Origin of the sequence: Halorubrum amylolyticum, assembly GCF_004114995.1 — an archaeon.
Classification (GTDB): domain Archaea; phylum Halobacteriota; class Halobacteria; order Halobacteriales; family Haloferacaceae; genus Halorubrum; species Halorubrum amylolyticum.
In genome coordinates this window covers 24390-37609 of sequence record NZ_SDJP01000003.1, presented here as the reverse complement: position 1 = coordinate 37609, position 13220 = coordinate 24390, and the positions used below count along the sequence as shown (strand labels likewise).

12 protein-coding genes and 1 tRNA gene are annotated in these 13220 nt (G+C 70.2%); 5 read left to right on the top strand and 8 right to left on the bottom strand.

Annotated elements, in window-relative coordinates; all coding sequences use genetic code 11:
• Window positions 1–67 precede the first annotated feature (67 nt).
• Window positions 68–739, top strand: coding sequence for a metallophosphoesterase family protein (locus ESO89_RS04110; RefSeq protein ID WP_128904412.1), 672 nt, complete (start codon window positions 68–70; stop codon window positions 737–739).
• Between the two features lie 54 nt (window positions 740–793).
• Here ESO89_RS04110 and ESO89_RS04105 read toward each other — a convergent pair whose 3' ends face one another.
• The gene (locus ESO89_RS04105) at window positions 794–1111 is read right to left on the bottom strand and encodes a hypothetical protein (RefSeq protein ID WP_128904411.1); all 318 of its coding nucleotides are present in this window, start codon (window positions 1109–1111) and stop codon (window positions 794–796) included.
• 196 nt (window positions 1112–1307) lie between these two features.
• On the opposite strand from ESO89_RS04105, the gene ESO89_RS04100 reads away from it, so the two are divergent.
• A complete protein-coding gene (locus ESO89_RS04100; protein ID WP_128904410.1) occupies window positions 1308–2387 on the top strand; it encodes an NAD(P)/FAD-dependent oxidoreductase in 1080 nt (359 codons plus the stop codon).
• 262 nt (window positions 2388–2649) lie between these two features.
• On the opposite strand, the gene ESO89_RS04095 is transcribed toward ESO89_RS04100, so the two are convergent.
• Window positions 2650–2720: transfer RNA gene (locus ESO89_RS04095), tRNA-Gly, on the bottom strand.
• A 235-nt stretch (window positions 2721–2955) separates the two neighbouring features.
• On the opposite strand from ESO89_RS04095, the gene ESO89_RS04090 reads away from it, so the two are divergent.
• Together ESO89_RS04090 and ESO89_RS04085 are read left to right on the top strand one after the other, a co-directional pair.
• Complete coding sequence (locus ESO89_RS04090) at window positions 2956–3480, top strand: DoxX family protein (RefSeq protein ID WP_128904409.1); 525 nt, start codon at window positions 2956–2958, stop codon at window positions 3478–3480.
• A 13-nt stretch (window positions 3481–3493) separates the two neighbouring features.
• Window positions 3494–3778 carry a hypothetical protein gene (locus ESO89_RS04085; RefSeq protein WP_128904408.1) on the top strand — a complete coding sequence of 95 codons (285 nt, stop codon included), beginning with the start codon at window positions 3494–3496 and terminating at the stop codon, window positions 3776–3778.
• Between the two features lie 38 nt (window positions 3779–3816).
• Here the strand turns inward: ESO89_RS04085 and ESO89_RS04080 are convergent, their stop codons facing one another.
• From ESO89_RS04080 to ESO89_RS04065, 4 genes are all read right to left on the bottom strand, one after another.
• The gene (locus ESO89_RS04080; RefSeq protein WP_128904407.1) at window positions 3817–6396 is read right to left on the bottom strand and encodes a methyl-accepting chemotaxis protein; all 2580 of its coding nucleotides are present in this window, start codon (window positions 6394–6396) and stop codon (window positions 3817–3819) included.
• Window positions 6397–6456: 60 nt separating this feature from the next.
• Window positions 6457–7125 carry a class I SAM-dependent methyltransferase gene (locus ESO89_RS04075; protein ID WP_128904406.1) on the bottom strand — a complete coding sequence of 223 codons (669 nt, stop codon included), beginning with the start codon at window positions 7123–7125 and terminating at the stop codon, window positions 6457–6459.
• Between the two features lie 85 nt (window positions 7126–7210).
• Complete coding sequence (locus ESO89_RS04070) at window positions 7211–9373, bottom strand: type II secretion system F family protein (protein ID WP_128904405.1); 2163 nt, start codon at window positions 9371–9373, stop codon at window positions 7211–7213.
• Window positions 9370–11049 carry a type II/IV secretion system ATPase subunit gene (locus tag ESO89_RS04065; protein ID WP_128904404.1) on the bottom strand — a complete coding sequence of 560 codons (1680 nt, stop codon included), beginning with the start codon at window positions 11047–11049 and terminating at the stop codon, window positions 9370–9372. Before ESO89_RS04065 ends, ESO89_RS04070 begins: the two co-directional genes overlap by 4 nt.
• A gap of 235 nt (window positions 11050–11284) precedes the next feature.
• On the opposite strand from ESO89_RS04065, the gene ESO89_RS04060 reads away from it, so the two are divergent.
• Window positions 11285–11746: a DUF5793 family protein gene (locus ESO89_RS04060; RefSeq protein ID WP_128904612.1), complete on the top strand. Its 462-nt coding sequence runs from the start codon at window positions 11285–11287 to the stop codon at window positions 11744–11746.
• A gap of 18 nt (window positions 11747–11764) precedes the next feature.
• Here the strand turns inward: ESO89_RS04060 and ESO89_RS04055 are convergent, their stop codons facing one another.
• Both ESO89_RS04055 and ESO89_RS04050 read right to left on the bottom strand, forming a co-directional pair.
• A complete protein-coding gene (locus ESO89_RS04055; RefSeq protein WP_128904403.1) occupies window positions 11765–12589 on the bottom strand; it encodes an SAM hydrolase/SAM-dependent halogenase family protein in 825 nt (274 codons plus the stop codon).
• A 65-nt stretch (window positions 12590–12654) separates the two neighbouring features.
• Entirely contained in the window at window positions 12655–13185 is a 531-nt protein-coding gene (locus tag ESO89_RS04050; protein ID WP_128904402.1) for a nicotinamide-nucleotide adenylyltransferase, read from the bottom strand.
• Window positions 13186–13220: the final 35 nt, after the last annotated feature.

The following is a 13220-nucleotide window of genomic DNA, read 5'->3' as shown; positions in this document are numbered from 1 at the left end:
ACGCTTTCCCCGTCCGAGAACGGTCCGGACCGAAGCTATTCGGGCGTCGGTCCCGAACCCGGGACCGATGAAGGTGGGGCTCATCTCGGACGTCCACGCGAACCTGCCCGCGCTCGAAGCCGTTCTCGACGACATGCCGGCGGTCGACCGGATCGTCTGCGCCGGCGACGTGATCGGGTACAACCCGTGGCCGGCCGAGTGCATCGAGCGCGTGCGCGAGGTCGCCGCGATGACCGTCCGCGGGAACCACGACCGCACCGTCGGCACGCCCGAGCGCTACCGGGCCAACAGCATGGCCGAGGCCGGGCTCGAACACGCCAAGAAGTCCCTCTCGGACGACCAGCGCGCGTGGCTCGACGGGCTCCCGCGCGCCGAGACGTTCGCGGGCGACCGGTACCTGCTGGTCCACTCCCATCCGGCGGCCGAACGCGAGGACGCCTACGTCTACCCCGAGGAGTTCCCGACCCTCGACCGCCACATGGGCGAGCACGACGGGATCGTGCTCGGCCACACCCACGTGCAGGGGAAGCGCGCGGTCGCGGGCGGGGTCGTGGTCAACCCCGGCAGCGTCGGTCAACCGCGCGACGGCGACCCCGACGCGGGGTACGCCGTGCTCGACACCGGGACCGACGAGGTCGACCTGCGGCGCGTCGCGTACGACATCGACCGCGTGAGCGAGGCGGCCGCCGACGCCGGTCTCCCCGAGCGAACGGCCGCACGACTCTACAAGGGCGAGTGACGGAGCGCGGGGCGGGCGCGCCGCCGCCGAGCGACGCGCCGACGCCGGGACGCGTCACGGCCAGACGCCCGCCACGAACAGGACGTTCCGCACCGCGGTCGCGAGCGACAGGACGCCGACACCGGCGCACATCAGCGTCGCGACGAGCCGGCGTGTCCCGCCCGCGACCGCGACGGGGGCCCCGATGACGACCATTCCGGCGGCCTTGGTGAGCAGCATGCCGGGGACGAGTCCGAACGCCGCGATGAGCGCGGCGCCGACCGGCGATCCCTCGACGTACTGTCCGCCCGAGACGGCGACGTACGTCGAGGCGATGTCGGCGACGGCGCCGATAAGGAGGAGCGCGACGGCGGCGGCGAGTCGCGAGGGCACGCCACAGCGCACGCGACGGATCGGTATAAGCTTCCGGGGACGCGTGGAATCGGACGACCAGAACTGTTCGGGCGGCCCCGGAAGAAACGACCGACTGGACTCGATCGAGATACGACCGACTGGACTCGATCGGGCTGGTCGCAGCGCGCGCACAGCACGACTTCATTTAAACCGCCGCGACGCGTACGATCCGGTAATGAGTTCGTCCGACGACGAGTACGACATCGCGGTTGTCGGCGGCGGGCCGGCGGGGCTGACGACCGCGCTGTACGGCGCCCGACTGGGCCACGAGACGGTGTTGATCGACCGCGGCGGCGGACGCGCAGCGATGATGGCCGACACGCACAACGTGATCGGGGTCACCGAGGACACCTCCGGCAACGAGTTCCTCGCGACCGGCCGCGAGCAGGTGCAGTCGTACGGCGGCACCTTCGAGCGCGGCTTCGTCACCGACGTGGAGCGCACCGACGACGACCGGTTCCGGCTCTCGACGAACGACGCCGAGCTGGTGGCCGACCGCGTCGTCCTCGCGACCGGCTTCTCCGACGAGCGCCCGGACCCGCCGCTCCCGCGGACCGGTAAAGGGCTCCACTACTGTCTCCACTGCGACGCCTACATGTTCGTCGACGAGCCGGTGTACGTGATGGGCCACGGCGAGGCGGCCGCCCACGTCGCGATGATCATGCTCAACGTGACCGACGACGTGGACATCCTGACGCGCGGCGCGGAGCCGACGTGGAGCGACGAGACCGCCGCACAGCTGGAGGCCCACCCCGTCGAGGTCGTTCACGAGGACGTGACCGGCGTCGAGAACGACCCCGACACCGGCTGGCTCGATGCCTTGGAGTTCGCGGACGGCACCCGCCGCGAGTACCGCGGCGGCTTCCCGATGTACGGCTCCGACTACAACACCGCCTTGGCCGAGGGGCTCGGCTGCGAGCTGATCGAGGGCGGCGAGATCGACGTCGACGACCACGGCCGCACCAGCGAGGACGGCGTGTTCGCGGTCGGCGACGTGACTCCCGGCCACAACCAGGTGCCCGTCGCGATGGGGCAGGGCGCGAAGGCCGGCCTCGCGATCCACAAGGAGATCCGCGAGTTCCCGCGCTCGAAGGAGGCGATCGATGCGGACGGCCCGGTCGACCCCGACGAGGTGCCCGCCATCTCGCCGGAGCTCATGGCGACCGCGGTCGCCCACGAGGGGCACGCCGGCGGCCCGCGAGAGGAGGCGGGCGTCGAGGCGGACGCGGAAACGCGGGCGGCCGACGACGACTGAGAGCGGATCGCCGATGGAACGACGGAAACGGATCTATCAGCCGGAACCCAAACCGGAATCAGGCGTGCTCGCTCGCGGCTTCGGCGCTCGCCATCGAGGTGCTCGCTTCGCTCGCACTTCGCACCGCCCGCTGTGCGCGACGAATGCGGTTCAAATCCGTCGGCGATTTCTCTCACTTCGTTCGAGAAATGCGCCGGCCGGGACCCTCGCGAGCGAACAGCGTGACCGAGCGAGGGTACGGGCCGCACACGACCGAAGGGAGTGCGCCGGCCGGGATTTGAACCCGGGCCATGAGCTTGGAAGGCTCAGGTCCTACCACTAGACCACCGGCGCGCGCTGCTGCGTCCGTCGCTGACGCGTCTACACGTAGGCCGAACTGTTCTGATAAACGTTCCGTGTTCTCGACGGCGGGGCGGCCCGTCGAAGGCGATCAAACGTTCACTCGCTATTTAAAAACCCACAATATTCAGGGCCGTTATAGCACACTTAGAACCGTTTTCAGAGGGTTAGAAGCGTTCTGGGTACATATGTCGGTAGCCACCCAATATACACCCGTAAGGTGACGACGATGTCATACCAATCGAGCAATCCCCTGGTCGACGAGGTCGAGTTCGCACTGGACGGCCCATGGGCGGCGTACTGGATCGCCTTCCTGCGCGTCGTCACCGGCTGGTGGTTCTTCCACTCCGGGATCACGAAGGTGTTCTCGGACGGGCTCTCGTACACCTACGGGACGACGTACATGCAGGGCATGTCGGGCACGGCGCTCGGCGGCATCCCGGTCTGGGTGGGACACAACCTCGGGTGGCTCATCGAGCCGGGCGTTCCCCTGTTCGAGACGCTGATCGGGCTCGCGCTGATCGCCGGCGCGTTCACCCGGCTGGCCGCGTTCGGCGGGGTCATCTTCATGACCCTGTTCTGGCTCGGCAACGCCGAGTTCGGACACGGGCTCGTCAACAGCGACCTCATGGGGCTGCTGTTGTTCATGACGATGATCGTGCTCGCAGCCGGCCGGTACTACGGCCTCGACGCGGTGATCGAGAAGCTCGACGTGGTCGAACAACACCCAAAACTCCGCTACCTGCTCGGTTAAGAGGTGACATCCAATGACTGACATCATCGACAAGGCGGCGATGGCGCTGAGCGCGGGACTGATGCTGCTCGGGATCGTCGGCATGGGGCTCTTGGAGCTCCTCGTCGGCCAACCGTACAGTCCGGTCCCGATCACGAACGAGGCGGGGGACGTGATCGCGACCCCGCTGTTCTCGCCGCAGCTCCGCACGGGGGTCGTGCTGGCCGGCATCGCGGTGCTCGGGCTGTACGCGGTCTACAAGATCGTGACGCCGCTGGCCGACGACGCGCGGACCGGCCACGAGACGGTCGCCGACTGAGGCGATTCGTGACTCGACCGCCGCGGTAGGCGGCGCGGCTACTCTCCTGCGTTCCCGTCGGCCGACCCGTCGAGCGTCGCGTTCGCCTCGCTCGTACCCTCCGTCTCGTCCGCCTCGCGAGCGACGCCGCCGTCGGCGCTCACCGACGAGTCGGTCTCGTCCGTCTCCTCCGTGTCGAACGCGAACCCGGACTCCTCCTCCGGCTTCGGTTCGGTTTCGCGCTCTCCTCCGTCTCCGTCCGTTTCCCCGCCGGCTTTGTCCGTCGTCTCGGGCGTTCCCGCGTCGGTTTCCGAACCGCCCTCGACTTCCGGGGCGACCTCGGCGTCGCTCCCGGTGTCGCCCTCGGCGTCGGTGTCGGCGCCGACCGCACGTCCCGCCTCGGCCTCGTCGACGTCGAACGCGTCGGTCATGCGGCGCAGGTCGCGTGCGCGCTCCGTCAGATCGTGGGCCTGCTCGGACACCTCCCGCAGCGTCACGGCCTGCTCCTCGGCGGTCGACGCGACGGTCGTCGCCTCCGCGGTCGTCTGCTGGCTCACGCCGGCCAGGTCGTCGACGGCGCCGGTGACCTCGCTGACGGACGAGGCCTGCGCGTCCATCGCGCCGGAGATCTCCTGGACCCCGTCGTCGGCCTCGGTCACGCGCTCGGCGACAGCCTCCAGCGCGTCCTCGGCCTCCTCGACGGTGTCGACCCCGTCGTCGACGCCCTCGCGGATCGCGGCCATCTCGGTGACGCTCTCGTCGGTGCGCTCGCGAAGGCCGTCGATCAGCGTCTCGACCTCGGCGGCGGACTCCTGGGTCTCCTCCGCGAGCGACTTCACCTCCTCGGCGACGACCGCGAAGCCGGAGCCGGCCTCGCCCGCGCGGGCGGCCTCGATCGAGGCGTTCAGCGCGAGCAGGTTCGTCTGGTCCGCGATCTCCGAGATCGTCTCGACGATCTCGTCGACCTCCCCCATCTCGGCCTCCAGCCGCTCGACGGTCTCCGCGGCCGACTCCGACCGCTCCTCGATCGCGTGCAGCTCGTCGACCGCGTCGCCGGTCGCCCCGCGCCCCCGCTCGGTGAGCTCGCTCGCCCGCTGCGAGGTGGACGCCACCTGCTCGGCGGAGGCCGCCACCTCCTCGACGGTGGCAGACATGTCCTCCATCTCGCCGGCGACGTCGGCGAGCTGTCGGCTCTGTCGCTCCGCGCCCGCCGAGATCTCGTCGACCGCGTCGCTCGTCTCGCGCCCGGCCTCGGCGACCTCGTCGGTGCCGTCCGTCACCGCCTCGCTCTTCTCCGCCACCTCGCCCGCGAACGCGTCGACCTCGGCGATCGTCGCCTCCAGCTCGTCTATCGCGTCGTTGAACCCGTCGGCGATCTCCCGAAGTGCCTCGGGGTCGTCAGGTTGGGCGTCGAGCCGGGCGGTGAGGTCGCCGTCGGCGCACTCCTCCATCGTCGCCCCGAAGGCCGCGGCGCGCTCCTCCAGCGTCCGCGCGAACGCCTCGCTCTCCGCCTTCGCTGCCTCCGCGCGCTCTCGCTGCGTCTCCGCCGACTCGATCTCCTCGCGCAGCGAGTCGCGCATGGTCGAGAACGCGCCGTAGAGGTCGCCGAACTCGTCCCGACGGCTGGTCTCCAGATCCACGTCGAGGTTGCCGGCCTCCAGCTCGCGCGCCCGGTTTCCGAGGCGGTTCAGCTCGACGACGGTCCCCCGGCCGAGCGTCGCGCCGAGGAGCCCGAGCCCGACGATCGCGACCCCGACGATCAGGAGGAGATTCCGGCCGATCATCCCGGAGAGGGCGTACGCCTCCGACAGCGGGACGTGGACCGCGACCGACCAGTCCTCGGACGGCACCGGCGCGTACGCCACGAAGTACTCGGTCCCCTCGGCGAACCCGAACGTCGCGGACGCGATCGAGCCGACCGGGTTCTCCTCATCGAAGAGAACGGAGCGGATGCCGCCGTTGTACCGCTCCCCGGCGACGCCCTCGCGGTCCCCGGCGGCGATCGTCCCGTCCGACTGCACGAGCGTCGTGAACGCGCCGTCGGTCGGCTGGCGGAGGTCCGCGACGACCGGAGCCAGAGTGACCTCCATGACGAGGTAATCGCGCATCGGCGTCAGAGCGACGTACGCGATCCGCTGGTCGCCGTCGACCTCGTAGGTCGGCGTGGTGTAGACCTGATCGCCGTACAGTAGGTTGTCGTCGAACCATTCCTGACTCGTGAGGGCGGCGCCGGAGTCGGGAGCGTCTTGGCTCGACGCGAGCACGGTCCCCTCCTTGCGGTCGACGTGGTGGAGGGCGATCACCTCGTCGGTCGTCCGCGATTTGTGCGAGATGAGGTACCGGCTCGTCACGTCCGGCTCCTCGGAGAACGCCCCGTTGTCCGCGATGTCGCGTACCGTCGAGCGGCGGGCGCTCGTCCAGCCGTCGATTTCGGTGCCGCTCAGCTCCGCGACCGCGGTGTAGTCCGCCTGCGCGTTGGACTCGAGCTGATCGGTCGTCTCCGCGTAGGTGACCGCGCCCACCGCCCCGATAGCGGCGACGACCACCAGCACGGCGACCGCGAACTTCGCGAGGTAGCTCCGGGTGACCGCGTCGGGACTCAGCCGGCGCAGAAGGCGACCGAGACGTGTGGAACTCATTACATCGACGCGGTCGTCACTGTCTCTTTAATCCTCCCACGCCAATATCGACATCGATAATTAGGGGGGCGGGACGGTGACGGTCGCGTAGCAGTTCCCGCTCGACACGTCGGCATCGGCGGTTTCGAGGGCGCTCTTCGCGATATCGGCCTCGAACTCCGCGGGCGAGTAGATGTGATAGTACCGCGGCACCGTCTCGCCGCCCGGGAGCGTCCAGTCGACCGTCGTGTCGAACCCCTCCTCCCGGTCGAACCGGTCGTGGGCCGTGCTCCACGCGCTCACCAGCGCGGTCCCGCTCGGTGCGAGGACCCGCGCGAGCTCGTCGAGGCTCCGGACCCGGGCCTCGCGCGACGGGAGGTGGTGCACGGTCGCGACGTACACGGCGAGCCCGACCGCGTCGGCCGCGATCGGCAGGGCCGCGGCGTCGCCGTGGACGAACGACGCGGTCCCGTCGTATGTCCGATCGCGGGCGCGAGCGACCGCCTCGCGGAGGAGCCCGCGGCTGAGGTCGACGCCGACGACCGCGTCCGCGCGCTCGGCGAGGAGCTCCGCGTGACGCCCGTTGCCGCAGCCGAGGTCGAGCGCGCGCGCCGCGGTGCGCCCGTCGAGGAACGACTCGACCTCCGGCCACGCGTACTCCCTCGTCTTCGAGAAGTGCGCGGCGATGCGGTCGTACGTCGACTGAGGGTCGGCGTCGGCCTCGTGGTCACCTCCCGGCTCGGGGTCCATGTCGGGCGGTCGTTCCGGACCGATTTAGGTCCGGTGGCTGCCGGCGCCGAAGCGACGACGAGGCCGGCGCTCGTCCGGCGGCGACTCACACCACGTCGATGACGAGGAACGCGGCGAGCGTCAACAGAAGCAGGACGACGACGTGTTTCGCGCCGTCCTTGACCGATCCCTCGCCGAGCTGGCCGGCGACGAGCCCGGAGCAGACCGCCTGTATCGCCGCGGCGTGGAAGAACAGCTGCTCGTAGGCGCTCGCGTCGATGTCGCCGAGTCCCCCCGTGATCCCCGAGGGACCGCCCGACGCGCCGGGGAGGTCGCTCGCGCCGGCGCCCGAACCGGGGATCGCCGCCTCCTCGATCGCGGGGATAAAGGACACCGACAGCGAGGCGATGATCCCCAGGAAGACGAGGAAGGAGATGTAGATCACGATGAGGTACGTCAACATCACCTGCCGGCGCTCTCGGCGGAGCGACCACGTCGCGCGCGCCTCGTCGGCCGCGATCCGGAGCACGGGACCGATGTCGCCGCTGGCCCGCATCGCGTTCGTGATCAGCGCGACCGCCCGCGAGGTCATCGGCGACCGGACCCGTCGCTCCAGCCGCCGGAGGGCGGTGCCCACGTCGGCGCCCCAGTCGATGTCGCGCCGGGTGCGCTGTAGGTCGTCGGTGAGTCCCTCTAAGTTCGAGTCCGCGACGCGCCGGACGCTCCCGACCACGGAGGTGCCCGCCTCGTTGACGCTGGCGAGCCGGTCGAGGAAGTCGGGGACCGCCGACTCGATCCGCCGGACCCGGCGCTTGCGCGCCTCGTAGACGACGGCGTAGCTCGCGAGCACGAGCGCGGTCGCGGCGGCGACCGGCGTCTCGACCTGCGCGACCATCTCGGTCGGCGGTCCGAGGGTGATCGGGAAGGCGGTCGCGAGCAGGCCGACGACCGCGAGCGGGACGGAGAGGAGGAACACCGTGCGCGGCTCGTCGAGCACGCTCTCGACGGGCGAGGCGGCCCACCGGCGAAGCGACCGGACCCGGTCGTACGCCCGGAGGCGCTCGCGGCTCGCCGCCCAGCGGTCGCGGCCGCTCCCGTCCACCGCCACGCCCCCGTCCGCCTGTGCGCCGCCGTCGGCGAGACCGGACCCGTCGGCGTCTTCCGCGCCGCCCGCGCCGCCGGCCGTCGCCCCGTCCTCGATCGCCTTCGAGAGGTCGACGGTCTCGGTGCCGCCGACCCCCTGCGTGACGCTGTCGACGTAGACCACGAACCCGAACGTCGCCAGCGGCACCCCGACGTAGACCACGACGCGCAACAGGGGGAGGGTGTCCTCCAACACGAGACCGATCACGACGAGGATGGTGATGAAGAACAACGGGCCGGCCACTAAGGCGGTGACGTACGCCTCCGCGAACGTGGAGAGCAGTTCGAGGTACTGCTGCTGTTTCGCCTCGGCCTCCTCCTGATACAGCTCGTACTGGTCGCTGAGGAACGTCGAGATGGGCTGGCCGGTGCCGAGCACGGACGCGAGGTTCTCCGCGAAGTCGGCTAAGTCCTCGCTCGGGGTGCGCCGGGCCGTGCGCTGGAGCGCGGTCAGCGCGTCGGTGCCGAAGGCGTTCATGTCGCGGACGGCGACCGACAGCTCCGTCGCCGCCTCGCCGTACACCGCCTCGTTCTCCGCGAGGGTGTCCATCACGCGGGGAAACGGCATCCCCGACCGCGACAGCGCGTACATGAACGCGACGGTGCGGGGGAGGGTGGCGTCGATCTCCGCCCCCCGCGCGTGAGCGCGCTGGTCGAGCAGCTCCCACCGACCGTAGTACATCCCGACCGCGAGCGCGGAGCCGAGCGTCGCCGACGCCAGCGTCAACAGGAGGAACAGCTCGGCGATCCCGATCTCCGTGAGCCGGGTCACGCCGGCGAGGAACCCGAGCGACGCCGGAAGCGTCTCCCGCAGGGCCGCCTCGCTCACGTCGAGCGCCGAGAGGAGCCCGGCCGCGACGTACACGCCGACGACGCTGCCGGCGACGCCGAGCACGCCCGCGTACAGAAGCGTCTTGGCGGCGTACTCCCGGTGAGTGCCCGCGATGTGGGCGGCGCGCATCAGGTCTCGCTGGCGCTGCCGCCGCGGCCCGTCTTCTCCGACGTAGTCGCCGAAGAGCGACAGCGCGACGCGGGTGACGACGAGGTCCGCCCCGTCGTCGACCGCGGGCAGGAGCAGCGCCAGACAGCACCCGACCGCGGCGAGCAGGGGAAGGTACGCGATCATTCGTCGCCGGCGTCCCCGACCGGTCCCGGAGGATCGGCCGCGTCGTCGCCCCGCTGTTCGACCTTCCCGTCGCCCCGTTCTTCGAGCCGGTCCATCACGCGCTCGGGGTCGGCGTAGTACTCGTTGACGAGGGCGGTGAACGCCCGGTAGTCGGTGACGCCGAGCCCGCGGAGCAGTTCGAGGAAGCGCTCGCGCCGCCGGACCTCGCGGAGTAGCTCCGACCGGGACCAGCCGCGCTCGTCGGCGATCTCCTCTAAGAGCGACGAGTCGTTCCGGCGGAACTCGTCGGTCTCGGCGTCCCACTCGAACGCCGAGGAGTAGTCGAGTTCCCCGGTGCGCTGGTCGATCCCGCCGATCTCGCCGATCGTCTTCGCGCGCCGGACGCGCTGGTCGCCCGCGCGGGTCAGCGTCTGGATCGACAGCATATCGAGCGACTGGACCATCGCGCGCGGCACGTTGATCGGCTCGTTCTCCAGCCGGTTTATCACCGTCTCGATCGAGTCGGCGTGCATCGTCGAGAAGGTGGTGTGGCCGGTGTTCATCGCTTGGAACAGGGTGATCGCCTCCTCCCCGCGGACCTCCCCGACCACGATGTACTCGGGGCGGTGGCGAAGCGCGGACCGGAGCAGGTCGTACATGTCGATGTCGGCGCCCTCGTAGCGGCGCTCCCGGGTGACCGAGGAGAGCCAGTTGTCGTGGTAGAGCGAGAGCTCGCGGGTGTCCTCGATGGTGAGCACCTTCGCGCGCGGCGGGACGAACATCGACACCGCGTTCATCGAGGTGGTCTTCCCGGAGGCGGTGCCGCCGGCGAAGATGAGGCTCTTGTTGTGCTCGATACAGAGCCAGAAGTACGCCATCTGCTCGACCGAGAACGTGCCGTACTCCACCAGATCGATCGGGGTGAACGGGTCCTCGGCGTACTGGCGGATCGTGAACGCGGAGCCGCGCGGCGTCACCTCCTCGCCGAGCGCGAGCTCCGCGCGCGACCCGTCCGGCAGCGTCGTCTCCACGATGGGATCGCCGACGGAGACGTGGCGCCCGGACTGCTGGGCGAGGCGGATCACGTAGTTGTCGAGCTCGGACTTCCCGAACGAGACGTTGGTCTCGACGTCGGTGTAGTCGTCGTGGTAGACGAAGATCGGGAGGTCGTAGCCGTCACACGAGATGTCCTCGATGTGGCGGTCGTTGAGCAGGGGGTCGACCTTCCCGTAGCCGCGGAAGTCGCGGTAGAGGTAGTACGCGAGCGCGTGGAACGTGTCCATCCCGGCGTCGACGCCGTACCCCTCCAACAGCCCCTCCAGCTCCCCCCGGAGCGTCTCCTCGTCGGTCTTCCCGGTGCCCTCGCGGTACAGCAGCGGGTCGCGGATGTCGTCGACGACGCGGTCAAGCAGGTCGCGCTCGAACCGGTCTAGCTCCGGCTCGACCGCGTAGTACCGGTGTTCGCTCTCCGCGTCGTCGTAGGTGATAACGACGTACGCGTACGGCGCGTTCACCCAGTACCGGTCGACCTCGCGCTCGCCGTCGGGGACCGCGAAGGCGGCGAGCGGGCCGTCCGTGTCCGGCCTGAAGGGCCTGACGTTCAGGTCCGACCCCTGCAGCATCTCCCACGTCCGCGAGAGCCGCCGCCGGAGGGCCTCGATGCGGTCCCCGGCGTCGCCGCGCGCGTCACTCGCCATCGTCGTTACGAGGCCGTATGGGTCGTGGCGGTTTAAAATCCCCCCGGCAGTTATCATCGGCGACACCGACGCCGTCGTCGGCCTCGCCGGCGCGGTCTTCGGTCCCATCCTCGCCACGGTCTCCAGTCTCGTCGCCACCGCGGTCTCCGGCCCCGTCGGCACCTCGTCTCTCGTGGCCCGGCGGGGGTCCGCCCGTTACGTTCATACGGGGCGACCGCGAAGTATGACACAGGCAATGCGGCGTAACTACTTCGAGCTGACCGTCGAAGGCGTCGGCGACGACGCCGGCCGACCGGGGACGCCACTGGTCCGTATCGACTTCCACGGACCGGACGGGCTCCTCCGCGACCGGCTCTCGGGGACCGACGGCGACCTCCTCGACGCCGACGACGTCGACGTCGCGTTCCGGCTCCGCGAGCCGCTCTCGACCGCGGACGACCCGGATGGCGTGGTCGGCGTGACGAACCGCTACACCGGGGACTTCGTCCTCGAACTCAACGAGACGGCCACGGACGTGCTCCCCTTCATCCACGCCGCGCGCGACTCGGCGGGCGACGAGGACGCCCACTACCGGGTCGAGATCGACGTCGACGGCGAGCGGCTCGTGAGCTACGACAAGGACACCTTCCTCGTGTACGACCACGAGGGGAACCTCCTCCGCAACGAGAGCCTGATCCCGTCCGGCGTCGAGCTGTGAGCGCGACCGGAGACCCCTTCAAACGCTCACGTTGTCGGCGACGATCCGCACCGACTCCCCCGGTCGGAGGTCGAACGCGCTGTCGCCGCGTCCGTCGTTCACGTCGCACTCGACGTAGCCGTGGCTCCCGACGGTGACGAGCCGGTCGCCCGGGTCGACCGCGCCGAACGTCTCGGCGACCGGGGTGAGCTCCCCGTTGATCCGGACCCAGTCGCGGCCGCGGATCAGCTCGCCCGGGACGTTGGTGACGACGTTGCCGAACCGGTCGATCGCGAGCACCTCGCCGTCGACGGCGACCGGGTCGCCCGCGTCGTCGCGCTCGACGCTCGGCTCCGGGAGGACGAGGTCGACGGGGTCGGCCGCCGGCGAGAGGTCGTCCATGCCCGTGAGCGTCTCCGAGACTTCGTCGGGCGTGGTCGCCGCCGGGCCGTCGTCGAGCGTCGCCCGGATTCGGGCCGCGGTCGGCGCGAACACGTCGCGGCCGTGGAACGTCTCGCTCACCGGCTTGTCGACGTCGACGACGAAGGCTTCGACCTCGTCGTCGTCCGCAAGCGCCCGCGCCGGCGGCATCGCGAGCCCGTTGTCGGGGGCGACGAGGACGTGCGAGCCGGCGCGGACGACCAGCGCGTCCCGGTCGGTGCCGACGCCCGGATCGATCACCGCGCAGTGGACGGCCGGGGGGAACTCCGGGAGCACGAAGCGGAGCCAGAAGGCGGCCGCCCGGGGATCGCCGCGCGGCAGGTCGTGGGCGACGTCGATCAGCTCGGCGTCGGTGTGGCGTCGGATCACTCCCTTCATCGCGGCGGGGTACGGCGAGCCGAAGTCGGAGGCGAGCGTGATCATGGACGATCGGCGGTGCGGCTCGTTCTTAAAAGGCAGGTGGCGGAACGCGGCGGTGAGGCCACCGGCTACGCGTCGGAGGGCGCCTCGCCGTTCGCGTCGGTCTCCGCGATCCGGCGGATGCGCTCGACGCCGTCGATCTCCTCGATCACGTCGACGACGGTCTCGGGGACGAGCGCCTCCCAGTCGCGGCCGTGGATCATGCGCTCGCGAAGCTCCGTCCCCTCCAACACGTCGCGGCGGAACATCGGGGAGCCGCGGACCTCGACGCCGGCCTCCTCGAACAGCCGGACGACGAGCGGGTTGTTCGAGTACGCCACGTCGAACCGCGGGGTCATGCTCTGAACGTGGCTCACCCACACGGAGTTGCGGTCCAGATCCTCGATGGGGACGACGTAGCTCGTGACATCGAGTTCCTCGACGGCCTTCGTCACCATCATCACGCGCTCGCCGGCGGTGAACGGGTTTCGGGTGGTGTGGGAGTCGCCGGCCGAACCGATCCCGAGGACGAGTTCGTCGACCTCGGACGCGATCTCCTCGACCATGTGTCGGTGACCGTCGTGAAACGGCTGATACCGCCCGATGTAGAACCCGCGCATGGATACACGTAGCGGGAGCCTCGTTTATAAACCTC

Bases quoted from the DNA above. Each gene is read 5' to 3' on its own strand.
- ESO89_RS04050 (WP_128904402.1), bottom strand. From the start codon at position 13,185: ATGCGCGGGTTCTACATCGGGCGGTATCAGCCGTTTCACGACGGTCAC.
- ESO89_RS04070 (WP_128904405.1), bottom strand. From the start codon at position 9,373: ATGATCGCGTACCTTCCCCTGCTCGCCGCGGTCGGGTGCTGTCTGGCG.
- ESO89_RS04080 (WP_128904407.1), bottom strand. From the start codon at position 6,396: ATGAGTTCCACACGTCTCGGTCGCCTTCTGCGCCGGCTGAGTCCCGAC.
- ESO89_RS04110 (WP_128904412.1), top strand. From the start codon at position 68: ATGAAGGTGGGGCTCATCTCGGACGTCCACGCGAACCTGCCCGCGCTC.
- ESO89_RS04055 (WP_128904403.1), bottom strand. From the start codon at position 12,589: ATGATCACGCTCGCCTCCGACTTCGGCTCGCCGTACCCCGCCGCGATG.
- ESO89_RS04065 (WP_128904404.1), bottom strand. From the start codon at position 11,049: ATGGCGAGTGACGCGCGCGGCGACGCCGGGGACCGCATCGAGGCCCTC.
- ESO89_RS04075 (WP_128904406.1), bottom strand. From the start codon at position 7,125: ATGGACCCCGAGCCGGGAGGTGACCACGAGGCCGACGCCGACCCTCAG.
- ESO89_RS04100 (WP_128904410.1), top strand. From the start codon at position 1,308: ATGAGTTCGTCCGACGACGAGTACGACATCGCGGTTGTCGGCGGCGGG.
- ESO89_RS04085 (WP_128904408.1), top strand. From the start codon at position 3,494: ATGACTGACATCATCGACAAGGCGGCGATGGCGCTGAGCGCGGGACTG.
- ESO89_RS04090 (WP_128904409.1), top strand. From the start codon at position 2,956: ATGTCATACCAATCGAGCAATCCCCTGGTCGACGAGGTCGAGTTCGCA.
- ESO89_RS04060 (WP_128904612.1), top strand. From the start codon at position 11,285: ATGCGGCGTAACTACTTCGAGCTGACCGTCGAAGGCGTCGGCGACGAC.